15 protein-coding genes are annotated in these 24,492 nt (G+C 42.2%); 5 read left to right on the top strand and 10 right to left on the bottom strand.

What is annotated here, in order from left to right; all coding sequences use genetic code 11:
• Positions 1-81 precede the first annotated feature (81 nt).
• The 5 genes from ABT310_RS02660 to ABT310_RS02640 all read left to right on the top strand — a co-directional run bounded on the left by ABT310_RS02660 (position 82) and on the right by ABT310_RS02640 (position 7,716).
• Complete coding sequence (locus ABT310_RS02660) at positions 82-1,065, top strand: arabinan endo-1,5-alpha-L-arabinosidase (RefSeq protein WP_375325221.1); 984 nt, start codon at positions 82-84, stop codon at positions 1,063-1,065.
• Positions 1,065-3,152 carry a hypothetical protein gene (locus tag ABT310_RS02655; RefSeq protein ID WP_375325220.1) on the top strand — a complete coding sequence of 696 codons (2,088 nt, stop codon included), beginning with the start codon at positions 1,065-1,067 and terminating at the stop codon, positions 3,150-3,152. Before ABT310_RS02660 ends, ABT310_RS02655 begins: the two co-directional genes overlap by 1 nt.
• A 140-nt stretch (positions 3,153-3,292) precedes the next feature.
• Positions 3,293-4,552, top strand: coding sequence for a sialidase family protein (locus tag ABT310_RS02650; RefSeq protein WP_375325219.1), 1,260 nt, complete (start codon positions 3,293-3,295; stop codon positions 4,550-4,552).
• A gap of 122 nt (positions 4,553-4,674) precedes the next feature.
• Entirely contained in the window at positions 4,675-6,366 is a 1,692-nt protein-coding gene (locus ABT310_RS02645) for a beta-xylosidase (protein WP_375325218.1), read from the top strand.
• A gap of 9 nt (positions 6,367-6,375) precedes the next feature.
• Positions 6,376-7,716: an MFS transporter gene (locus ABT310_RS02640; RefSeq protein ID WP_375325217.1), complete on the top strand. Its 1,341-nt coding sequence runs from the start codon at positions 6,376-6,378 to the stop codon at positions 7,714-7,716.
• A gap of 69 nt (positions 7,717-7,785) precedes the next feature.
• Here ABT310_RS02640 and ABT310_RS02635 read toward each other — a convergent pair whose 3' ends face one another.
• The 10 genes from ABT310_RS02635 to ABT310_RS02590 all read right to left on the bottom strand — a co-directional run bounded on the left by ABT310_RS02635 (position 7,786) and on the right by ABT310_RS02590 (position 24,482).
• Positions 7,786-9,126: a serine hydrolase domain-containing protein gene (locus tag ABT310_RS02635; RefSeq protein WP_375325216.1), complete on the bottom strand. Its 1,341-nt coding sequence runs from the start codon at positions 9,124-9,126 to the stop codon at positions 7,786-7,788.
• 7 nt (positions 9,127-9,133) lie between these two features.
• Positions 9,134-10,939: a CocE/NonD family hydrolase gene (locus tag ABT310_RS02630; RefSeq protein WP_375325215.1), complete on the bottom strand. Its 1,806-nt coding sequence runs from the start codon at positions 10,937-10,939 to the stop codon at positions 9,134-9,136.
• Positions 10,940-10,942: 3 nt separating this feature from the next.
• The gene (locus ABT310_RS02625; RefSeq protein ID WP_375325214.1) at positions 10,943-11,956 is read right to left on the bottom strand and encodes an arabinan endo-1,5-alpha-L-arabinosidase; all 1,014 of its coding nucleotides are present in this window, start codon (positions 11,954-11,956) and stop codon (positions 10,943-10,945) included.
• A gap of 5 nt (positions 11,957-11,961) precedes the next feature.
• Positions 11,962-12,843 carry an alpha/beta hydrolase fold domain-containing protein gene (locus tag ABT310_RS02620; RefSeq protein WP_375325213.1) on the bottom strand — a complete coding sequence of 294 codons (882 nt, stop codon included), beginning with the start codon at positions 12,841-12,843 and terminating at the stop codon, positions 11,962-11,964.
• Between the two features lie 308 nt (positions 12,844-13,151).
• On the bottom strand, positions 13,152-16,523 hold the full coding sequence (locus tag ABT310_RS02615) for an arabinofuranosidase catalytic domain-containing protein (RefSeq protein WP_375325212.1): 3,372 nt from the start codon (positions 16,521-16,523) through the stop codon (positions 13,152-13,154).
• A gap of 143 nt (positions 16,524-16,666) precedes the next feature.
• The gene (locus ABT310_RS02610) at positions 16,667-18,286 is read right to left on the bottom strand and encodes a carboxylesterase/lipase family protein (protein WP_375325211.1); all 1,620 of its coding nucleotides are present in this window, start codon (positions 18,284-18,286) and stop codon (positions 16,667-16,669) included.
• Between the two features lie 26 nt (positions 18,287-18,312).
• The gene (locus tag ABT310_RS02605; RefSeq protein WP_375325210.1) at positions 18,313-19,968 is read right to left on the bottom strand and encodes a carboxylesterase/lipase family protein; all 1,656 of its coding nucleotides are present in this window, start codon (positions 19,966-19,968) and stop codon (positions 18,313-18,315) included.
• Between the two features lie 202 nt (positions 19,969-20,170).
• A complete protein-coding gene (locus ABT310_RS02600) occupies positions 20,171-21,808 on the bottom strand; it encodes a carboxylesterase/lipase family protein (protein ID WP_375325209.1) in 1,638 nt (545 codons plus the stop codon).
• Between the two features lie 31 nt (positions 21,809-21,839).
• Complete coding sequence (locus tag ABT310_RS02595) at positions 21,840-23,459, bottom strand: carboxylesterase/lipase family protein (RefSeq protein WP_375325208.1); 1,620 nt, start codon at positions 23,457-23,459, stop codon at positions 21,840-21,842.
• Positions 23,460-23,468: 9 nt separating this feature from the next.
• Positions 23,469-24,482 carry a TAXI family TRAP transporter solute-binding subunit gene (locus tag ABT310_RS02590; RefSeq protein ID WP_375325207.1) on the bottom strand — a complete coding sequence of 338 codons (1,014 nt, stop codon included), beginning with the start codon at positions 24,480-24,482 and terminating at the stop codon, positions 23,469-23,471.
• Between the last annotated feature and the right edge of the window lie 10 nt (positions 24,483-24,492).

The following is a 24,492-nucleotide window of genomic DNA, read 5'->3' as shown; positions in this document are numbered from 1 at the left end:
TTTGTCAGTGATAGTTACATTCACTGTAAATACTATTGCTGCAGTGCTAGTTGAGCTTTAAAGTAATTTAAAATTTAATCTATGAAAATTATGAAACACTACATCACACTTTTTGTTTTTTTGGTATCGATGGTTTTCTATGCCCAAAAAAGCCCATCTGTCCATGACCCTGTAGTGGCAAAACAAGGGGATACCTATTATTTGTTCTGCACAGGAATGGGCATTGCAAGTTGGACTTCAAAAGATTTGAAAACATGGGAAAAAGGAGAATCTGTTCATAAAGAAACTCCAGAATGGACCAACAGTGTTGTGCCTGGATTCAGGGGGCATATGTGGGCGCCAGATATAACCTTTCACAATGGAACCTACTATTTGTATTATTCCGTATCCGCCTTTGGGAAAAATACTTCGGCCATTGGCTTGGTCACGAATTCTACGTTGGATCCCAAGGACCCAAACTATAAATGGGAAGATCAGGGGATGGTTGTCCAATCTGCACCAAACAGGGATTTATGGAACGCGATCGACCCAAATTTGATCTTTGATGAAAACGGTACACCTTGGTTGGCCTTTGGCTCTTTTTGGAGCGGGTTAAAAATGGTAAAACTGGAAGATGATTTAAAAACCTTGGCGCAGCCGCAGGAATGGTATCCAATTTCGAGAAGAGGAAGAAGTTCGGATATTCCGGACCCCATTGCCGGTGATGCCCCTTTAGAAGCTCCTTTCATCTTTAAAAAAGGTGATTATTACTATCAGTTTTTATCATGGGATTACTGCTGTCGTGGCGAAGAGAGCACCTATAAAGTAGTAGTAGGGCGCTCAAAAAGTGTAACTGGCCCTTATGTAGATAAAGAAGGAAAAAAATTGAATGATGGAGGAGGGTCCCTATTCATTGAAGGTAACAAGAATTGGTACGGAGTAGGTCACAATAGCGTTTACTCTTTCGATGGAAAAGACTACAATTTTATGCATGGCTATGATGCAAGTGATGAAGGACGCTCAAAATTGATCGTTAAAGAGGTAACTTGGGAGGACGGATGGCCCGTAATTGAACCAATGAATTAATGAAATTATATGGACACATAGGATTGGTTTTTGTTTTTTTCCTGATTCTCTCATGCGATAAAAAACAGACAAGCAATAATTCAGCCAAAGAATTACATGCAACTATTGATATAGATCAGACCCAAACACCAATTTCGAGGTATCTCTATGGTATGTTCATGGAAAATTTGGGAAATGACAATGTGGGTAATTTGGTTGACGATGCACTTTGGGCCGAACTACTGGATGACCGAAAGTTTTTCTATCCAGTAAACAACGATACTTTAAACCCCATAAACCGTAAGGAGAAAATTAATAGATGGCGACCCATGGGCAATGTTGTCATGGACAGTGCAGGTTCTTATGTAGGGGTTCATTCCCCCAAAATATTGGCTTCCACTGAACATGAGAATGGAATACAGCAAAGTGGAATTGCCATAAATAAAGGCAAAAGTTATACTGGAAGAATCATTTTAAAAGGGTCGGAATCGGTGAAGGTCTCGGTCAGTTTGATGGCAGGTTCAGATAAAATTCAAACTATTGTATTTGACCGTTTGGATGAAGACTATAAACGATTTGATTTTCGGTTTAATTCAAGTATCGATGATCAAAAAGCGAAGTTGGTCATTAGCGGCATTGGGGAAGGCTCTTTCACAATAGGTGCGGTTTCGTTAATGCCAAGTGACAATGTTGATGGTTTTAGGGCCGACGTGATTGAACTGCTTAAAGAACTGGATTCAGAAATTTATCGCTGGGGCGGAAATTTTGTTTCCGGTTATGATTGGAGGGATGGTGTGGGCAATCCTGATTTGCGACCACCACGATATGAATATGCATGGAACTCTTTGGAGGACAATGACGTTGGCACCCATGAAATAATTCGATTTGCAGAATTAATCGGTGTAGAGCTGAGTATGACAGTCAACACAGGTTTTGGTGATGCACATTCAGCCGCGGAATGGATTGAGTATTGCAATGGTGCTCCCGATACCGAAATGGGGAAAATTAGGGCGGCCAACGGTCACCCGGAGCCCTTTAATATTAAGATGTGGTGTGTAGGAAACGAAAGTTATGGTTGGTGGCAACTGGGACATATCAATCTCAAGAACCACATCATTAAGCATAATATGTTCGTGGACAAAATGCTGGAAAAAGACCCAGACCTCGTGCTGATTGGTTCAGGCGCCTCCATCGAGGAAATGACAATTACAGCAAACGCCTATTTGGAAAACAATGCACTGAGTGATCAAGATGTAGTTCAAGTAGCCTACGATTCAGCAGACGATTGGACCGGAGGGATGTTGAGAGAGGCCAAAGGACTGGATTATATGAGCGAGCATTTTTATTGTGCTGTAGACAAGCGTTTTGATTTGGAAAAGGGTGATTATGTGGATGTAGATGCTCCATTGGTAGATTGGACCCGTAGGCCCGCAAACCGAATAAAATTAAAGGCTGAACACTACAAAGAATATCATGAACGTATCCCAAGTAGTAGAAATGTTCCAATCTATTTGGATGAGTGGGCTTATTATACAGACTGGGTGCATCCTACGCCAACATTAGGTGTAACCATTGGTTACGCAAGGGCCTTGAACGAAATGTTTCGCCATACAGATTTATATAAAATGGCTGGATTCACGTTTGCAACATCCTGCTTGTCATTCACAGATACAGAGTTGGATTACAACACAACAGGTTTAATGTTTAAGCTGTACAAATCGCAATTGGGAAGCATACCTGTAAAAATAGCAGGTAATTCACCACAGCCAGAGCCAAAGTACGCCGTTGGGGGCGACCAGCCAAAAGAGTATGCAGGGGGAAATCTATATCCTTTGGATGTAGTTGCAACCTTGACAAAAGACAAATCTGCCCTTGTATTCGCCATAGTAAATCCAACATCGGAGGAGCGAACCTTAAATCTGGATTTTGGCAATTCAATATTTGAGAACAAGATAGAAAAGTGGATGATGTCCGGAAGTTCTGTGGATGCCCGAAATATAGTCGGGCAGGAGCCAGAAGTGAAGATTATTCAATCAGAAATGGATTTTACCAATACATTAAAAATAGAACCAGTCACAATAAATGTGATCAGATATCACCTAAAATGAATTTCTAACTACCCTTAAGGATAACTATTGGCGTCAAACATTCAATTGCAAATTGGATGAAAGGAGCTCGGTGAATCTTGCTTCAATTAGGCTAAGGGTATTTAAAAGCGTTAAAAATCATTTCATTAAAATAGAATTCAATGAAAAATAGAGCCAATCAACCCTTTTATTTGAAAAGTGAACCTCGAACCATTGCAGTTGCTTTTGTTCTTTTTATGGCGATTTTGTCTTCTTGCAACACGGATAAAGAGCGTAAAGAAGAGTCTCTAGAGCCCGTAGAACAGAAAGAAAGTGCCATTACCACCATCTACAAAACACCAAAACATGCTCCTACGGTAGGTGCCATGTACCCAAGAGTGGTTAGATTAAAACATTATAAAGAAGGAAAAGGGAATATTTTGGTGACTTTTGAGCATTATATGAACAGGGAACCATCTTTCCCCATATATAGAAGTACCGATGATGGGGAAACTTGGCATTTGCTCAGCGAAGTGGAGGATACCAAAAATGGTTTTGGAAATAGATATCAACCCCATTTGTTTGAATTGCCCCGGCAAGTTGGGGAGTTTCCAGCAGGCACCTTATTCCTGTCAGGAAGTTCAATCCCGGATGATTTATCTTCAACCGAACTTGTGGTTTATGTAAGCAAAGATGGTGGCGAAAGCTGGGAATATCTCAGTTCCATTGTCGAGGGGGGTAGGGCTATTTATCCCAATGAAGGGGAAACGCCAGTCTGGGAGCCATTTTTAGGCTTGGATGCTTCTGGAAATTTGGTGGCCTATTACTCCGATGAGCGTTATTACGATGATGGTTATAGCCAAATTTTGGCACACAAGGTTTCAAAAGATGGAGGCCGTACATGGGGAGAGGTTGTTTTTGATGTAGCTGTTCCTGATAACAAAACCAGACCTGGAATGCCTGTAATCACCCAACTACCAACCGGTAAATACTTGATGATTCTGGAAGTAGTGGGTTATGAAGGAGTACCGGTCTATTATAAGATTTCAGAAGATGGTTTGGATTGGGGAGATGAAACCGATTTGGGGACTATGATTCAAAATGAAGAAGGTCACTTTTTAAAATCGACACCTTATGTGATATGGACGCCCTTTGGCGGCGAAAAAGGAACTTTGGTAGCCTCAGGAATGGGAATCAATGTTGATGGAGAATTGGTCGGCAATGGATATATGATTAATAAGAATCTAGGGGAAGGCCCTTGGGAACATATTCCAGCCGTAATTGAATATGAAACCGGGTACTCAGGTACACCAGGGGGGTATAGTCAATCAATGGTCCTATTGGATGATGAGGGTAGGGAAATTCTACAGGTTATTCCAGTGCCAACAGGAGAGGGTAGGCATATGGATATAAAATCGGCCAAATTTTTACTTCCAGAATAATCGGAATTCAAATTAATGAACATCAACGAAATACGATGTGCCTAAAAGAAAATTAAGGTGGCATGTATCGAATGCAATCTAAAGCATGGGCGACACTAAAAACAAACTAAATGATGGTAAGGATGAAATCAATATTAAAGGGAGCTCTTTACATGGGCATATTTTTGACCCAACTGTATGCAATTTCCCAAAAAGCAGTAGAAATAAATGTGAATGCCAATCAAGTAAACGGACCTATGGACCCCATATGGGCTTGGTGGGGGTATGACGAACCCAATTATACCTATATGAAAGATGGTCGAAAGCTGCTTTCTGAGATTTCCAATCTAAGCCCCGTTCCTGTTTTTGTGCGTGCTCACAGTCTTTTGGTTACTGGCGAAGGCACACATGCATTAAAATGGGGATCAACAAATGCTTATACCGAAGACGAAAATGGAAACCCAGTTTATGATTGGACCATAGTTGATAAAATATTTGATACCTATATAGAAAGAGGTATGAAACCTTTTGCCCAGATTGGATTTATGCCAGAGGCATTATCTTCAAAACCAGACCCATACAGGCATTATTGGAAACCAGGGGCCGCCTATGAAGATATTTATACAGGATGGGCCTATCCTCCAAAAGATTATGAAAAATGGGCAGAATTAGTCTATCAATGGGTGACCCATTGTGTAGAGCGATATGGTAAGGAAGAAGTTGAGAGTTGGTACTGGGAGCTTTGGAACGAACCAAATATCGGTTATTGGCAAGGTACTACCGAAGAATATATAAAACTATATGATTACAGTGCTGATGCAGTAAAAAGGGCCCTGCCAACAGCAAAAATGGGAGGTCCCGAAACAACGGGCCCAGGATGGGATGAGGCAGCAAAATTTTTACGCACCTTTTTGGACCATGTTAAAAATGGGAAAAACTATGCAACAGGAAAAAAAGGCTCGCCTTTGGATTTTATAACCTTTCATGCTAAAGGAAGCCCCAAGGTGGTGGATGGAATGGTTCAAATGAACATGGGGGCTCAATTAAACGATATTAGCAAAGGATTTGAAATTGTGGCATCATACCCCGAATTCAAGGATTTGCCCATCATCATCGGCGAGTCCGACCCAGAAGGTTGCGCTGCATGTTCAGAAGCCGACTACCCACATAACGCATATCGGAACGGTACTATGTATGCCAGCTATACCGCAGCATCTTTCTCGAGAAAATACGAATTGGCCGAACATTATGGAGTTAACTTGTTGGGCGCGGTCACTTGGGGCTTCGAATTCGAAAACCAACCCTGGTATGCCGGTTTTAGGGATATGGCCACAAATGGAGTTGACAAACCGGTTCTGAACGTTTTTAGAATGTTTGGTCTTATGGGAGGTGATAGGATTAAGGTGGACCAGGAAAATCTTAGTTATGATTTCATAAGGGTAAGGGATGAAAGTGTTCGAGGCGAAAACCCCGATATTAATGCACTAGCATCAAAATCCGAAAACTCCATTGCTGTTATGGTATGGAATTACCACGACAACAATGACTTAAATGTGCCATCTTCAACGGTTAAAATTGTTTTGGACAATGTACCTTCGGAAAAAGTATTGGTTCACCATTATCGCGTAGATCAAGAGCATAGTAATTCTTATAGTGTCTGGAAAGAGATGGGGTCACCCCAAAATCCAACACAAGATCAAATTGAGACACTGGAAAAGGCCGGTCAATTACAATTATTCACTTCTCCAGAGTGGAGGAACATTGAAAAGGGTGAAACAAGTTTTGAAATCGAATTACCAAGACAGGCAATCTCATTAATTAAGTTAATCTGGTAAAGAAAAAATATGAAAGCTGAAAACCAAAAGCTAAGCATACTTGAAAAAATAGGGTATGGCTCCGGAGACGCTGCTGTTAATGTGGTTATATCCTCAATGTTCCTTATAATAACGTTTTTTTATACCGATGTCTTTGGTTTAAAACCTAAAGATATGGCAATTTTGTTTCTTTTGGTCAGGCTAATCGATGCCATAACAGACCCATTAATGGGGCTAATTACTGATAGAATTACAACCAAATGGGGGCGATACCGACACTATTTTTTGTTTCTGGCCATACCTTTTGGCCTTTCTGTTTTCCTAACCTTTACCACACCTGGTTTTGATTATACCGGAAAGTTGATATACGCCTATATCACCTATATTTTTGTCACCTTGATGTTTACTTCGGTCACCATACCCTATATATCTTTGATTGGGGTATTAACAAGTGACCCAAAAGAACGTTTGTCTGCCAATGGTTACCGATTGTTCTTTGCAAAAGTGGCTGCATTTTTAGTATCTATTGTAGTACCGGTTTTAGCCGAAAAATTAGGTAAAAACGATATTGCCAGAGGTTACCAATTGGCTATGGGCCTTATGGCACTTATGGGAACACTTTTATTTTTATTTTGTTTCTACACCACAAAAGAACGTATTGAGCATGAGGTTGATAAAAAACCGTTGTTGGAACAATTTAGATTGTTGCTTAAAAATGGCCAATGGACCGTGTTGTTCGGAGTTTGTTTTACTGGAACTGTAGGTTACGTTATTCGAGGGTCTGTGGCTATTTTTTATGCGAAATATTTTCTTGGCGGGGATGCCAGTGTGCAGTCTACGTTTATGGCAACGGGGGTGACCGCAGCAATATTGGCCATGCCGGTATCAACTTTTATAACCAAACGCTACTGCAAAGTAAAATTGTTCAAGTATACGCAACTTGCCGTAGGAGCCATCAGTCTGGTTATGTTCTTCTTGGTAAAACCAGGAGATATGCTTTTGGCCTATGTGTTGTATTTTATTCTATCCTTTGTTGTGGATCTGCATGCACCGGTATTCTGGTCTGCCATTGCTGAAGCAGTGGATTATGGCCATGCCGAATCTGGAAAACGTGTTTCAGGTCTTTCTTTTGGTGGAATTTCCTTTGCTCAAAAAGCAGGAATGGGAATTGCAGGAGCCATGGTAGGCTACTTATTGGACTTTTTTGGATACATTCCAGATACCGTTCAAAGTGAAACAGCTATGGTAGGACTTGCTCTAATGCTGACCATCATTCCAGGTGTTTTTCATGTTATGATGGGCGGACTTATGTTCAGATACAAGATTACCGATGAGTATTATGAAACAATAAAGGCGAAATTGAATATCTAATTAAAATTTACGCCAAGGTTAAAAGGAGAGGCTGCAAATAATTTAATAATTTGAGCCTCTCCAATAATTTTAATTAGTTGATTTTGTTTCTGGAATCAAATCGTATGCTTTCTCTAAAAACATTGGATACAAAAACTCTCTTTTGTTCATATTGATATAGAATAGGGCGATAAGGTCGTTAGCGGGGTCAATAATGTATTCGGTCCCCATCATGCCACCCCATGAAAAGGCTGTATTGGATACAGCGGGAACATGTCGTTTTTGTTCATTCGCCAGTTCAAAACCAAGCCCAAACTGGAAGCCTTCTTCGCCACTGTGTTCATCGGGCAGGCGATTGATGCTCGTCATTAGTTTAATGGTTTCCGGTTGTAGAATTCGGTTGTTATTGAATTCTCCCTTGTTCAAAAGCATCTGACAGAATTTGGCATAATCCTCAATCGGACCATTGAGACCAATGGCTCCTTCCGCATAAGTCTGTTGCTTGCTCACTGTGCCTTCTGCAAATGTGGTGGCGCCTCTTTCCAAGGTTCCGTCCACAGCACTGTATGGGATTACAAATTTTGACAGCGCATCAGGTCCGTAATACCAAGCCGTGTTGTTCATGCCCAAAGGATCTAAAATCACTTCCTTAACATATTCCTGTAATGGTTTGCCAGAGATGCGCTCCACCATATACCCCAACATATTGCTGCTTACATGATAGTTCCAGTCTGTGCCCGGGTCAAATCCTAAAGGATATTTGGCCAAGGCCAACATTTCATCCTCTAGGAACCTAGCGTTCATATCACCCCCAAAGCTATGTTGCCCACTGGGTGAATTGGTATCTGTACTGGATTCCTCGACATTTTTTGAATTTGCCCTTTCTTTTTGACGTATTTCTCGAACCAATCCAGCTCCGAGCCCAGATGAATGCGACATCAGGTGAACAAATGTCATTGGGGTACTCACGGGGCGGGTCTCGTAAGTTCCATCCTCATTGACCTTGGTAACCACTTCATTCGGAATATCTGGAAAATACTTTGAGACAGGGTCGTCTATTTTGACTAGGCCTTGCTCTACCAAAGTCATAAATGCAACTGTGGTAATGGCTTTGGTTTGAGAAAATAAGACATAATAATCGTCTATTGTTGCGGGAATCTTGTTTTCAATATCTTTTAAGCCAAACGCTTTTTTATAGATGACATCACCTCCTTTTGCAACAAATCCAGCCACACAGTTCACCTTTTTTTCATCCACGAAAGCTTGAAGCAAAGAGTCTAGACGATGTATAGATTCCTGCCCAACACCCAATTCTTGAATATTTGGGTCTTGATCAAAACTTTGGGGAATACCCCTTTCTGGGGAGGGTGTTGGTTTGCAACCTGTAATTAAGGTCAATACCAACAATAGAATTGAATATAATCTTCTCATGACTTTGCTATTCTATGATTGGAAGTGTTAAATATGATGTATGCTCCGAATCGCGATAAATTGTTACTTGGGGTGCTGGATCTAAGGTCGGCGTACCTCGGCTAACAAAACTAATTTTGAGTTGAATTTTATGTCCTTTTTCAAAAACCATGGATATGGGCAAAATAGCGATTTCGAGTTCAGTGGGTTTGCCTGGTTCAAGGGGATCTACATCTGTTTCGTTTGCCGGATGCCAGGGCAGTCCCAAATTATTGTAAGGAGGTTCGCCTAGTTTTCTCATAGATGCGCGCAACTGGCCATAATAGTTATAAGATGTGATGGTCCCATCTGGAGCGACATCGTTTACCGTGGCCACAAAATCTCCATCATTGGCCGTTGAGGATACCCATAAGTTGATTTTTGAGTGCCCCGTAATTTCAATATCTTTTTCAAGTGGGGCTGTTTCATAAATGAGTGCGCCCCCGTCGGACTCTTTATCATAGGAAACGGTGGTTTGATCTTTTCCCTCTGATTCAACAGGAGGTGTATTGATAAGAGTACCATCATCACCCAAAAAAAAGTCAACCTTTTTTTCTCTAGGGATAGGCCAGGATTGCGCCGTACGCCATTCAGAACCCTCAGGTGAATTATAAGTGAAATAATAAACTGGAGGTTCTTCCATTACTCCATTTTCTATGCCTTTTAACCAAAAATCAAAAAAGCGTAGCTCTTCGATTACAATATCAAAACCAGTAAGTTCAAAAGCTGTTTTCCAATCACAATGTACGCCAGGTCCAAGCAGCAATTTTTTAGGTGTTGTATAGTTGTTGAACGCTAAAAAAGGTCCTGGTTTGGTATTGCCCTCATCCCAATTCACCGCCATATACATTGGAATTCCTGAAGCATTTATTTTATCCATATAGGTTGTTGGACTACTTTGAAGCCACCATTGTTTGGAAGCTTCGTCAGTAAACTCGGTGGAATAACCGTCCCGATATGGGAGATACCCCGGACTTTCTATTGTTCCTGCATGTTCTGCAATGGCCTCCTTTAATTGGGTTCCATCAACATCATCATCAACAGGTATTGCTCTTGCATCACGGTCTTCATGTGGAGTGGGGTCACCTGGCTTACGAGGGAATACGCCTCCACGGGCACCAGTAATGCCGCCGGGCACGCGAAAATCGAATACATCAAATTCAAAGCTCATGGCAAATACCGCTTTTAAGTGTGGAGGGGCCGTGGTAACTGCTTGCATTACACTTCCCCCTGTTGCTGAACATCCCCACATCCCCACGTTTCCATTGGACCAGGGTTGCTCGGCAAGCCATTCAGTAATATCATAAGCATCGTATTTGGCAGAACTTTGCCATTCGCCGCGATTGTTCCCTTCATTATGACCATATGAGGCAAATAGGCCTCGAAAATCAGCTGTGGCAACAACGTAGCCAAATTTTATTAGCCTACCTGCAGCCCCAGCGTAGTCATCAATGGTCAATTTTTCTTGAGCTCTATCGTTCCATCTTCTGTTATAAGGTGTGTGCATCCATATAACAGGAAGTGGGTCTTTAATTACCTCACCTGTGTTTTTATCCTTTGGGCGATAAATATCAATGGCAATTTTTACCCCATCTCTCATTTCAATGTATTGCGAGGTGAGGTTATGGTCATCAGCATAGATGGGTTCACTATAGCCTTTGTATTCTCCAGGTTTGGATAGTTGATGTTCGGCAAGGTCATCTTTTGATTTGTTGTCTTTGCAAGACGTAGTGCAAAACCATAGGGTTGCACAAACGAATAGAATTGCTCTGAATTTATATTTTGGCATTTTCATTAATTAAAATTTTACGGTTGGCCATTCAGCCCTGTCCCATTCAATGGGCTTGACCACCAATTTTGAACGTCCTTCATCTTTTTTGTCATAACCATGGGCGACGAAGTAAGTTTTACCATCAAAATCATAGACCGCGCAGTGACCGATACCGGCGTATTCCTCAGTTTCTCCAGCCACAAAAGTCCCTCCTCCAGCATAGAGGGGTTTACCTTCTTTATCAAAGTAAGGGCCTCGGATATCTCGAGAGCGGCCAACCACAACTTGATACGTGCTATCCAAGCCTCTACAGCAATAGTCTGTTGATACAAACAAATAGTAGTATTGGTGTCTTTTATAAATAAAAGGTGCTTCAATGGTGCCATCCCCTGGGTCTGTATCGGGCATGCCGAACGTTCTTTCTTGTTTGGCAATAGTATACCATTCTTGTGGCTCTGCAAGAGCTTTCATGGTTGAATCCAACTTCACTAATTTTAGGCCTCCCCAAAATGAACCAAAGGATAGCCAACCTGTTATCTCTCCTCCCCATTTTTTATCAAAATAGACGTTGGCGTCGATTGCATTCCAGAAATCCCTGCCAGGAATGGATTGAACGATCATTCCATGATCTACCCATTTATAGTCAGGACTACTTTGATCTAAGGTCTTATTGGTCATTACGCCGATAGCTGAAGTATTTTTTGCAAAAGCTGAAGGTGAATAATAGAGATAGTAGGTGCCGTCCAAATATTGAATATCCGGCGCCCAATAGCCTTGTCCGCGATAGCCGGGAATTATATCATCGGTGACCCAGTCCAGTTTACTGGGCACTGATTCGATTCTCTCCCAATTTTCCATATCGGTACTCTTGGCTATGCCGCCTCCAGTTGTAAAGAGGTAATAGGTGCCCCCTTCTTCAATCATAACCGGGTCATGCGCCACAAAGCCTTTGGAATCGTCTGGTACCCATTGCGCAATGGATAATGTGCTACTTAGGAGGAATAGGAATAGGTAAGTAATTTGGTTTTGAATTAGTTTCATTGGTATTATGGTTTAAGGTATTTGTCAAAGAATTTTTCCAATGCTGGAGCTGTTACATCAAGTTGTCCATTGTAAGCAATGCCATGGTCGCCTTCCATTTCCAAATATTCCAGATTGGTAGCGCCGGCGGCTCGCATCTTTTCTACAAAATCACGTGTTCTTTCTGGTAATACGATAGGGTCCTCTGTACCCTGAATAAGAAACATTGGAGGGTGGTCGGCCGAGATGTATCCTATGGGCCACCATTCTTTTTTGGCCATTTCCACATCACGTCCCAATTCTGTTGGAGGAGAACCTGCTCCGGCAACATTTACCATGCTGGAGTATTCGTTCCAACCACCATCGCCTTCCAAGTTCGCTGATTCTGGAACCATGGCGAGCATCATGGATAAGTGTGCGCCTGCAGAATGCCCGTAGCTTCCAATTCGGTTTGGATCTACATTTAATTCCTTAGCGTGTGCTCGTAACCATCTAACGGCACATTTTACATCTTCAATACAGGCGGGAAAGGGAGCCTCGCCCGTAAGCCTATATTCTACGTTAATGGTCACATATCCTTTATGGGCATAATCAACCATCATTTTTTGATACACATCCACAGATTTGGAACCTCCGGCCCAACCGCCCCCGTGAACGATAACCAACGCAGGGCGTGGTTCATTTCCCAAATTTTCAGGTACGGCCAGATCAAGTTTCCAACTATCACTGTCGCCTTCACGGTATGGAATATCTTTTGTAACTGTGATGGTGCTATAGCCAGAAGTTAAGCTTGCGGTAGCTTCTGGAACGCTGGCTTGTTCTTCTGGTTTTTCTGTTTTTTGGTTGCAGGCCATTACCGATAATGCCAAGAGTATCATTAGGCCTAGAGTTTTATGTGTTTTCTTCATTGCTGAATTGTTTAGATTAATAAAATTTATGTTTAAATGCCATTGTCAATTGCAGTTCTCCTGCTTTTTCCGAGTTGAAATCTGAGAGTCCAACAAGTGCCATTTTGGCTTTACTCAGATAACACTTCTGTTTTTTACTAGAATGATACAAGTATTGGCCCTGAAATCAAATCCAGCATACTGTATATAGATTTTGCCGTTAAAGGAGCAGCCCCGATAAAAAATCAAACCTTATATCCAATTGATTTTCATTGTTGCTGCTCCTTCTGGGCAATGTATTTTAATTAATAAATTTTATCTACACTCCATTAATAGACTACATATTGGTTAGGTTCGCCTGGCGTTGGTACTCCACTTGAAACTTGAGCGCCTTCTTCATAACTGTTTGAAAGAGGTCTAGAGAATGTAAGACCTGAACCTGATGCTTCCTCACCTACACCATGTTGTTTTTTAATCGGTGTTTTAAGTGTTACAAAGGTCGTTGGGCCATCGTCGTTTCTTGGTCGCCACCAAAACCTACGGAAGTCGGTCGCTGATTCCAATACTACGGTTTCTTGACTAGCACCTTTACCAATGGTAATGGTTTGTCCAGGACTAAATCCTTCTATGTTTTCAACTGGAATAATAGTGTCCCCAGCCTTTACTTGGGCACTCAACAAGGTGCCACCTGGCGATCCTAAAAGAGTGATAATGGCGGTTTCAGATTTATCGATACCTACAACAACTTTTTGACCGATCCTGAAATCATCCACACTATTTACCTTTACATTATTAGCCCCTGCTTTTACAGGTAATGTTAGTGTAATTGTATTATGTAATTTAAAATCGTTGCAGTTGCTATCGTTGTCTGTTCCATCAGGATAACGTCCGGTACTTCTTAATGGTAAAGTGGTAGGTTGCGTAGTTCTACGGCTTGTTCCACCACTTTGGGCAGGGGATTCCGTATAGCACCCCAATTCTCCCGCGCCTGAAATGGCATGATATCCTTCGGAAGCCCATGGATCAACTATCTCACCGTAGTTAAGTCCGTCAACAACATTTCCATTGGCATCACGTAAAACCATGTTTCCGGCCACAAATGAAAGTGCTGGGCCTCCAAACCATTGGTCTGGTTGGGCAGTACCTTGATAACCGGCAGTGGTCACTTTCGCATCAATTACAACATCATTAATTTCATGTGATTTGACCAAAGGCTTATCAAGTTTTATGGCAAAGCATAGCGGTAAAACGGGTTCGTTACTGGAATGCTCAAACTTTGTGGGAGGTTCAAAACTGATACCTGTTCCCCAAACACTGAAAGGCATGTTGTAGGCGTGGTCAAACTTTAATGGAGCTGTCAACTCCAATCCCGTTCCTGGATCGTCGCCTTCTTTGGTCAACGGGCCTCCAAAACTGTTGCGTGAAGAGGCTGTTCCTACTTTTTTGACGGTAACCCATTCAATTCCATGTCCTTTACTGTCAATATCAAGTCGTATACTATCTCCTACAGTGATATCTTTTACAGAGGATACTTTAATGTTGGTGTCTCCGGCTTTTGCATCCACGGACAACCAGGCTTGAGTACCGCGTTTTCCCACTTTGGTTACAGTGACTACCTCGTATTTTTCAATATCTCGCGCTACAGCCGGATAAGTGGCTCCATAGCCAATAGCCATTTTCTGTCCCACTTCAAAATTATCTACACTTTCCACAGGAATGCTTGTTGAGCCTTTTGGGATGGTAATTACCGGTCCTTCTGGTAAAGGCTGCCAAACTGTTGTGGGTGTGCCTGGAGTAAGTGGCTGACGATAACCGTAGTTAGCCATAAAACTAGTAGGAACCTCGCTTTCTACTCTTTTAGGTGCTTTGGAAATACTGGTTATTTTTCTGGTTTCTTTAGTTGGTCCTGAACCAATTTCTATTTCATCACCCACAGACATGCCTGTTGTACTTCTTACATAAATGGTAGATTCTCCAGATGCAGCAGGTACTGCCAATCCTGAAGTGGACAAACCAAGCAGGTAGAAATCGTTTGCACCAAGTTCTGTTCCTGCAGGTACTTTTATAGATGAAAATATTGGTAATTCAGCTTGATGCTGGGTCAGTGACCAATTCGAAATATCTATTTCACTTTCACTAGCGTTGTATAATTCAATGAATGTGTTGGTCAGGTTTTCGCCACTTCCAATTGCAAATTCATTTATTTTAACTGGGTTAACGTTACGTACTTTTTCAATGGCAGATTCAGTTTGGGTCATTCCATTAACACCATTGGTCCATTTTGCCAAACCAATAATATCACCATTGAGTGTTTCCGAACCCGACTTCACATTAAATACAGCACTTACAGTTTCTCCTGGTTGAATGGGCGTAGCAAATTTTTGCACTCTCTGATTGGTGCCTAAAACAACGGCCTCCCAATTTTTGGGAACGTCAATACTCAATTCAAGATTATTGACTGCGGTTTGTGAGGTATTGGTGTAGGTAACCGTTGTACTTTGTGAAGTGTTTGGGGCAAATGTTTGCAATCCAGGAGGTGTATCCAATGCAGAAGAGGGGGCAATACTTACCTGTGCCACTGCATAGCCAGCTTTAACAATATTTGCCTGTATTCTTTGATTGGTTTCTGCGGATGGGTAGGTGCCAGCGGCAGTCATTGCAGCTTCGTAAAAAGTACCCTGCGAATAGTTGTTGTTATCACCACCGTTACCTAGAACAATAGCTCCTTGTTTACGCATGGGGTCATAGCTGCTTTTGTTTCCTGCGAATTTTTCATTGATAATTCGACCACCATCGTACATGGTATATAATTCTCCTCCTTGGGCATCTCCGCCCATTGATCTCCAATGTCCTGGTTTTCCATCGGCTGTAGCAGTTACAAATCGCCATGAAATACTTGGTAGACCATCACAATATTTATCATTGGGGTCTGGGTTGACACATCCCACTAGATTATTTTCTTGATCGGTCATAATCCATGGGCCATCGTCTTGGCCATAATACCAAAAACGTGCGTTGCCATAATAGGTCGACTCCATGGTTCCATCACCATCATCCCGGCTATCTGTTTCCACATTGCCGTAGTTGAAACAGCAACCATCATTAAAATGATGTCCATTGATTACCCAATACTGACCTTCTGCTTGATCATCCACAGCAGTTCCTCTTGGGTCGTTCCAGCGAAGTCCCATATCAGGAGCAATAAAAATACCGTACACTTTGCGTCCCATTAAGGTGACTGGGGCCATATCGGCCATTGGTACATTATTAAAACCTCCCATGGCTGGCCCAATAAAGGCTCCACGAGGCGCCTGTTCTAAGTGGTTTTTCATTCCAGATTGGTCATAAAGTTTGGTAATCCAACAGTAGGTGTCTTTACAAAACTCATCTTGGGCCGCGGCATCTGCATATCCTCCCGGGTCACCTTCGCTCGGTTGTACAACACCAATATCCAAGGTTTTACCATCAGACTTACGCATTACTTGATAGAGGGGACCATCATAACTGGCATATAACGCTCTTGTGCTACTATGGGCGGCCACACAAGGGCAACCGTCTTCTGCATAAATATCACAAGGACCCTCTGGTCTGGCTGGAATTTCGCTCAGTTCTACTTCTGTCATAGACATGAAAACAATCGATACCGCAGGTATGAGCAGCGCGATTATTAGTGCAATTTTAAAAGGTTGTTTAATCTTCATTTTTAGTTAAATATTAATTTTTAGTGCATTTTTGGTTTGTCTGATTGATGAAATAGTCGCCAAATTCGAACCGTTTGGAATGTTTTTTACTCTTGTTTCAGTTCTTGTGTGACGTTTTTTATTGGCTTATTAGGATATTATTATCATCTAAATATTGTTGGTGGCAAGGTGTTGCCCAGATTTATCAGTTCTTGATCGAAATTATACTTCACCTTACATGTATTGTCAAAAACCATGGTTGCCCCTTTTGTTGGGGTATAAGGTTCCCATTTTGGAAGCTCCTTACAATTGGGATCTCCTGTTTTAACAAAGTTGATCCATGCGGAACTTATTTTGTCGGCTAGGGCATAGGCGTCTTTTCCACCTCCAGTGAGGGTTCTGGCCATGGCAATATTGTTGAACATAAACGGAAGCTCCATTCCATGGGCAGCGCCTAAACTACCATCGTTCACTGGCGATTGCCATTCAAAAAGATACACGTATGCGGGAGCACCTCCTTGGGCTTGCTTAATAGATGCTTGTTTTAAGGCTGTGGTTCTTACCGTGGTGGTCAAAATGTTTTGAGGGCGATTTTCATTTGGATAGGCCTCCTGATATGCAGCAATGTACTTTTCTGCATTTTCTGCGCCATAACGATCAGTGAGTGTTGCCTTTACCTCTGCCATGGTTAATGGCGTAATCAGTTTACGGTTGGTATATCCAAATTCGTTTCGGTTAGATCCAATTAGCATAGCCACATCTTTGGAAAAATCCGTCGGTGTTGGGTCAAAAGGGTGCTGTACAATATGCTTACCATCTACTGTTGGGCTTTGACTTGGACTCATCATAAAAGGAACATCTCCAGTAAAACTAGACATTGCCTTTCTGCTGGCATCCACTAGCTCTTCATAAGTGAAGTCATTTAGTTTTTCCGGATTCTCAGGAGTAACACCCAATTCCTTGGCAAAGTCAAGACCAAATTGTTTGCTTACCTCGCCTGTTCCCACTTTCAGGATTGAGCCACTTTGAACTATAGCGCGTTGAAATAATCCTGCTGCCTCGGGCATGGCCATTAAAGTAGTTACCTTGGCACCTCCACCGGATTGGCCATCAATGGTAACCATGTTCGGGTCGCCTCCAAAATTCGCGATGTTATCTTTAACCCATTTAAGGGCAGCAATCAAATCGCGTTGACCAAGATTCACAGATTCGGAATATTTGCCTCCCAGTCCCCTTAAATCCATGTAGCCTAAGATATTAAGGCGGTGATTAAGGGTCACCACCACGATATCTCCTTTGGCAGCCAATGAGCGTCCGTCAAAAAAGGGCAATTGATTGGCTGATCCTCCCGAAAAACCTCCACCGTGGATCCAGACCCAAACAGGACGTTTTTTACCGTCATTTATTCCTTTGGACCACACATTAAGAACCAAAGATTCTTTCTCGTCCATGGGTTCTACTACAAATTCAAATCCGAAACGATCATCCGATTGACCTCTCCAGGATTGTGATTTTCCTTGCATCACCTGCGGGCCATATATGGTACATTGCCTCACATCATCCCATTTATCGGGAGTTTCTGCAGGCATAAACCTTTCTGCTTTTGCATATGGAATACCTTTAAAGGCATATATTCCATCATCAATATAACCGCGGACTTTACCGTATTTGGTTGAGGTGACAGCAATGTCCTCACCGGCTTTTATGGGACCTTGTTGGCCAAAAGATTGCAATGCAATCAGTGACATGGCCACGGGCAGTAAACTTGTTAATATTTTTTTCATGTGCGTGTATGGATTTTATTAAAACATTATCGGGAACCGAATAGGGGTAGAGGTGGCAGCGTATCAACAAACTCTATTAATTCCTTATCATGATTCTTGACCACTTTACATTTATTATCAAAAATCATGGTCGCGCCATCTTCTGGATTGTATTTGGGCCAATTGGGCAATCCTTTGGCATTTGGATCACCTGTTTTTATGAAGTTGATCCAAGCTGAACTTATTTTATCAGCCAATTCATAGGCATCTTTTCCACCTCCGGTCAAGGTTCGGGCCTTCGCAATATTGTTGAACATAAAAGGTAGCTCCATGCCATGTGCTGCTCCCAAACTACCATCATTTACAGGAGATTGCCATGTGAACAAGTAGGCATAAACCGGAGCGCCATTCTGGGCATATTTTGAATCAACCTGATTTATCGCCCCACTTCTCAACATACTATCAAAGGTTAGAATGTGTTGTGGTTCTTCGTCATTGGGATAAGCTTTCTTATACAGGTCAATCAACTTCTGAGAGTCTTTCTCACCAAAAGTATTGGTCAACCTAGCTTTCACTTCTTGCATCGATTTTTGAGTGATAATTGCCCTATTATGATATGTGAACTCGTTAAGATTAGAGCCAACTAGCAATGGAATATCTTTGGAAAAATCGGCGGGAGGGTCTATTAATGGACTGCCAATCAGGTATTTTCCATCAACCGTTGGGGCATATCTGCCCATGATGCTATTTCCTTTTGGTCCCATAACATCAGAGGCAACCTGACCAGCCTTTAGAAGTTCCTCGTAAGTGAAATCGTTCAGTTTTTCGGTATTGTTAGGAGTTACGCCAAGCGCTGCGGCAAAGGCCAAACCAAAAGCTTTTGAGTCTTCTCCCCGCATTTCAACGGCAAGTGACCCGCTTTGAATGATTGCTCTTTGAAACAGTCCATCTGCCGAGGGCATCATCAATAATGTATTTACCTTGCCACCACCACCAGATTGACCTGCAATGGTAACTGTATTGGGATTTCCACCAAAATTGGAAATATTATCTCGTACCCACTCCAATGCAAAAACAAGGTCTTGCATACCAAGGTTTACAGATTCCGAATACTTGCCTCCCAATCCTCTTAAATCAATGTATCCAAGAAGATTTAATCTATGATTAACGGAAACTACTACGATATCGCCCTTTTCTGCCATCGCACGTCCTTCGTAAAAAGACAATTGGTTGGAGGAACCAGAAGCAAAACCTCCACCGTGTATCCATACCCAAACAGGACGCTTTTTGCCATCGTTGATGCCTTTGGACCACACATTGAGTACAAAACTCTCCTGTTCATCCATATCCTCAACGTTGAAATGAAATCCAAAGTTGTTGTCACTTTGTCCACCCCAATCTTGAGCTTTACCTTGCATGGCTTGAGGGCCATAAATGGTGCACTGTCGAACTTCGTCCCACAAATCTGGTGTCTGTGGAGGCATAAAACGTTCGGCTTTGGCGTAAGGGATGCCTTTGAAAGAGAAAATTCCATCATCGATGAATCCTCTGACTTTCCCATATTCTGTGGAAACTACGGCAATATTTTCTCCTGCTTGTATAGCGCCAGATTGAGCATAGGTAAATGAAATGTTCATCAGCAATGCCATGGCCAAAGCCAAAAGCTTGGATTTTTTTATGGGTATTAGGTTTTTATTGTTCATTGTTTTATGATGTCAATTGTTGAATAACAAGTTGAGAAAGTAGTTCGTTGCAGTATTAAATATTTAAAATGTATTTTTAACACTTGTAAGCTTCTCGTAAATATACTTAAATTTTAAGTACGTTTAAAGTTTAACCCCTTGGACCTGAATCTATTTGTTGTTGTTTAGAAAATAGAAAGCCTGCCATTCCAATTACAAGGGATTACCTCCGTCCAAAAATATTTTGAGCGGGTAGTGTAGACACAAATTCAATTAATGCCTTATCGTGATTGTTTACCACCCTACACCTATTGTCAAAAATCATTGTGGCACCGTTTTCCGGGGTGTACGCAGGCCATTCAGGTAAATTTTTGGCATTTGGATCACCTGTTTTTATGAAGTTAATCCATGCAGAACTTATTTTATCGGCCAATTCATAGGCATCTTTCCCTCCACCGGTCAATGGTCGGGCCAATGCAATATTGTTGAACATAAATGGTAGCTCCATGCCATGGGCTGCACCAAGACTTCCATCGTTCACGGGACTTTGCCAAGTAAACAAGTAGTTATATGCAGGAGCTCCACCTTGTTTGCTCTTGATGGCAGACTGTTTGATGGCACCTCCCCGGAACATCCCATCAAAAGTTAAAATGTGTTGGGGTTCTTTGTCATTTGGATAGGCTTTTTGGAATAAGCTGATGTACTTATCTACATTTTCACTACCGTAATGCTCTGCCAAGGTTGATTTTACTTCTTCCATGGTCATTGGGGTGATGATTTGCCTATTGAAATAAGTAAACTCGTTTAAATCGGTTCCAATCAACATGGCAACATCTTTCGAAAAATCCGCTGGAGCAGGGTCAAAAGGGCTCTGGGTGATATACTTGCCATCAACAGATGGACCAAAACCTCTTCCTATGTTTTCACCAACTGCCCGCAATACATTCATAGCAGTCTGCCCTCCTTCAACCAATTCTTCGTAAGTGAAATCATTGAGTTTTTCCGCGTTGTTTGGTGTAACACCCAAAGCGGCAGCTACAGCCAAGCCTAGTTTTTTTGAATTTTCTCCGTCGCCAAGGGTAATGGTGGAACCACTTTGAACAATGGCCCTGTGAAACAAACCTGCTGCTGAAGGCATGGCCATCATGGTGGAAACTTTACCACCTCCACCAGATTGACCGTTAATTGTAACGGTATTGGGGTCACCACCAAATTTGGCGATGTTCTCCTTAACCCATTTTAGGGCGGCTACAATGTCTTGTTGTCCAAGGTTAACCGATTCGGAGTACTTGCCTCCAAGACCTCTTAAATCCATATAGCCAAGGATGTTAAGTCTATGGTTGATCGTTACAACCACGATATCTCCTTTTTCAGCCAATGAAACCCCATCGAAAAACGGGAGTTGGTTTGCTGATCCTGCAGAATAACCTCCTCCGTGGATCCATACCCAAACGGGACGTTTTTTACCATCGTTGATGCCTTTGGTCCAAACGTTGAGTACAAGGCTTTCTTTTTCGTCCATAGGTTCTCGGTTAAATTGAAAACCAAACTCATAATCGCCTTGTCCACCCCAATCTTGAGATGTGGCCTGCATAACTTGTGGTCCAAAAATGGTACATTGACGAACATCGTCCCAAGCATCAGGTGCTTCGGGGGGCATAAAGCGGTCAGCTTTTGCATATGGAATTCCTTTGAATGCGTAAGTAGTTCCATCAATATAACCTCTTACTTTTCCGTATTTGGTAGGAACAACTGCGATATTTTCACCAGCTTGAACAGGTCCTAATTGAGCATGACCCAAATACGCAAAAAGCATAAGCATCATGGTCAATGACATTGTAATAGAAATAAATTTTCTCATTTTTTAGTGCTTAAATTGTTTTTTATTGATTTCACCGAAACATGGGGGGAAAGGGATATTGGCTCACAAACTTGATCAGTTCTTTATCATGATTGTGAACAATTTTACAATCGTTATCAAAAATCATGGTGTCTCCCTGATCTGGCCGATAGGGATTCCACTTGGGTAGCCCCTTTGTATTGGGGTCTCCCGTTTTTACAAAGTTGATCCATGCGGAACTTATTTTATCGGCCAATTCATAAGCATCTTTCCCTCCACCGGTCAGTGGGCGGGCCATGGCAATATTGTTGAATACAAATGGAAGTTCTACACCATGACTGGCCCCTAAACTACCATCGTTAACAGGGGTGAGCCATGTAAATAGATACGTGTATACCGGAGCATTTCCGGGAGCACTCTTTAGCTCGGCCTGTTTTATGGCTCCGTTTCTGAACATGGCATCAAAGGTGAGCATGTGATGAGGTTCCTTTTGGTCTGGATACGCTTTACGATACATCTCGATATAGTTGTCCACATTCTCCTCACCATAACGTTTTGCAATTTCAACTTTAACCTCGTCCAAGGTCTTAGGGGTTATAATAGCCCGATCATAATAATTGAATTCATGCAAATCAGTGCCGATAATGATGGCCACATCTTTGGAGAAATCTGCTGGTTCCTCATCAAAGGGACTTTGTACGATGTATTTACCATCTACCACAGGGCCGCTTCTACCTCTGATTCCGCTGCCAGAAGCCCTAAGTATCATTGAGGCTTTTCGTTCGGCAGCAACCAATTCTTCGTAAGAAAATTCATTTAACTTTTCAGGATTATCGGGCGTCACTCCTAAAGCTGCGGCAAAAGCCAATCCGAAGGCTTTAGAATCAGTATCATTACTGGGTATGCTACTCAATCCACTTTGAATAATCGCACGTTGGAACAATCCTGCTGCGGACGGCATAGCGGTCATAATTGAAACCTTTCCACCTCCACCAGATTGACCATCGATGGTGACAGTATTAGGGTCTCCTCCAAAATTGGCGATGTTTTCCTTTACCCATTTCAACGCTGCCACTATATCCTGCTGGCCTAGGTTTACAGACTCTGAATATTTTCCGCCCAATCCTCTAAGGTCCATGTAACCAAGAGTGTTTAACCTATGGTTGATGGTAACCACTACAATGTCTCCTTTATTGGCCAAGGAACGGCCATCAAAAAAGGGAAGTTGGTTGGCGGAACCTGCAGAATAGCCACCTCCGTGAATCCAAACCCACACAGGACGTTTTTTTCCGTCGTTGAGGCCTTGAGTCCAGACATTAAGTACAAAGCTTTCTTTTTCGTCCATGGGTTCCTTGCTGAACTGAAAACCGAAATTGTAATCGCTTTGACCTCCCCATTCTTGAGCGGTTCTTTGCATGACCTGTGGGCCATAAATGGTGCACTGGCGTACATCATCCCAAGTGTCTGGGTCTTGTGGTGGCATAAATCTGTCAGCCTTGGCGTACGGTATACCCTTGAAAGCGAAAATGCCATCGTCGATATAACCTCGAACTTTTCCGAATTTGGTATTGGTTACCGCAATATTTTCACCGGCCTCAATGGGACCACGCTGTGCGTAGCTGCGTCCTCCCAAAAGAACGACGCAAATAAGAATAAACGTAAGTTTTTTCATTGTGTTATTTTATTTTATGTATCCTTTTTCTCGATAGTACCTTTCAGCTCCAGGGTGCAAGGGAACCCCAAAATTTTTCCATACGGTGTTGGGGTCGTAGGTGTAAATGCGTATGTACCATTTTAACAACCCATGACTTTGATCAATTGCTTTGGCAATGTCATAGGCAGCTTGTTCAGGAGCATCATCCCGGATAAAAAAGGATTCTCCTGATCGACCAACAGTCCTTATTTTTTTGTTCATGCCCCGTAACATGGATTGATGTGCAACTACCAATTCTGCATCCACATTATTCTCAGCAATCTTTTTTCTTAAATCATCGGGGAATTCCAGAAAATGGAGGTCGTATCTTTGACTGATCACCGTCCATTGGTCAGATTCTGGATTCATGGCGGGTGTGGCAAGAAATCCCGACATGATATCAAACTCACCTGCTTCAGCTTTTTCTCGGGTCACATCTATTTTGCCACCCCAATCAAGAATATCTTCCCTAGAGATATCGTTATAGTTTAGGACCTCTTCTAAATCGGCACTAAATCCATAAAACCTTACGGGCAGTTTTTGCTCTTTGATTTGTTGGATGCTTTCAATCCCAGACTTCTTATTGATGGCCATTAGAAAATAGTAGGGATCCTCAATTTTGGCAATGAGTCGCAAGTTTTTAAATGGGCCACCCCCAAAATCGTTTTTATAGGCATTATAAAGCATGGCGCTGGAAGTAATTCCGAAATCCACAGGGGCATCGATTCGGAAATTTAAACCGTCTTCAATGTTATAATCATCGAGTGGAGGAGGGTAGCTGCTGTTTGAGACCAAACTTGGGCCGTAAAAACGGTTGCAGTTTCTGCAAATAATCACAGCGTAGCCTAAAGGTTCCATGGCGGCCTGTATGAAGTCACCAAGCTCTCCCCATGGGCATCCGTTTGCACATGCCGATGCGACAACGGGTCTTTTGGTTTCCCACCCAGTTTTACCCACATCAATATCCTCTTGTCCTATGGAGGTCCAAATGGTTCCAGACATCAATAGACAT

It is taken from the genome of Flagellimonas cixiensis (genome assembly GCF_042134615.1).
Classification (GTDB): Bacteria; Bacteroidota; Bacteroidia; order Flavobacteriales; family Flavobacteriaceae; genus Flagellimonas; species Flagellimonas cixiensis.
This window is presented reverse-complemented; position numbering and strand designations above follow the sequence as displayed.

Excerpts from the sequence above, each read along its gene's own strand:
- ABT310_RS02660 (WP_375325221.1), top strand. The coding sequence starts at position 82 with ATGAAAATTATGAAACACTACATCACACTTTTTGTTTTTTTGGTATCG.
- ABT310_RS02655 (WP_375325220.1), top strand. The coding sequence starts at position 1,065 with ATGAAATTATATGGACACATAGGATTGGTTTTTGTTTTTTTCCTGATT.
- ABT310_RS02650 (WP_375325219.1), top strand. The coding sequence starts at position 3,293 with ATGAAAAATAGAGCCAATCAACCCTTTTATTTGAAAAGTGAACCTCGA.
- ABT310_RS02645 (WP_375325218.1), top strand. The coding sequence starts at position 4,675 with ATGAAATCAATATTAAAGGGAGCTCTTTACATGGGCATATTTTTGACC.
- ABT310_RS02640 (WP_375325217.1), top strand. The coding sequence starts at position 6,376 with ATGAAAGCTGAAAACCAAAAGCTAAGCATACTTGAAAAAATAGGGTAT.
- ABT310_RS02635 (WP_375325216.1), bottom strand. The coding sequence starts at position 9,126 with ATGAGAAGATTATATTCAATTCTATTGTTGGTATTGACCTTAATTACA.
- ABT310_RS02630 (WP_375325215.1), bottom strand. The coding sequence starts at position 10,939 with ATGAAAATGCCAAAATATAAATTCAGAGCAATTCTATTCGTTTGTGCA.
- ABT310_RS02625 (WP_375325214.1), bottom strand. The coding sequence starts at position 11,956 with ATGAAACTAATTCAAAACCAAATTACTTACCTATTCCTATTCCTCCTA.
- ABT310_RS02620 (WP_375325213.1), bottom strand. The coding sequence starts at position 12,843 with ATGAAGAAAACACATAAAACTCTAGGCCTAATGATACTCTTGGCATTA.
- ABT310_RS02615 (WP_375325212.1), bottom strand. The coding sequence starts at position 16,523 with ATGAAGATTAAACAACCTTTTAAAATTGCACTAATAATCGCGCTGCTC.
- ABT310_RS02610 (WP_375325211.1), bottom strand. The coding sequence starts at position 18,286 with ATGAAAAAAATATTAACAAGTTTACTGCCCGTGGCCATGTCACTGATT.
- ABT310_RS02605 (WP_375325210.1), bottom strand. The coding sequence starts at position 19,968 with ATGAACAATAAAAACCTAATACCCATAAAAAAATCCAAGCTTTTGGCT.
- ABT310_RS02600 (WP_375325209.1), bottom strand. The coding sequence starts at position 21,808 with ATGAGAAAATTTATTTCTATTACAATGTCATTGACCATGATGCTTATG.
- ABT310_RS02595 (WP_375325208.1), bottom strand. The coding sequence starts at position 23,459 with ATGAAAAAACTTACGTTTATTCTTATTTGCGTCGTTCTTTTGGGAGGA.
- ABT310_RS02590 (WP_375325207.1), bottom strand. The coding sequence starts at position 24,482 with ATGTCTGGAACCATTTGGACCTCCATAGGACAAGAGGATATTGATGTG.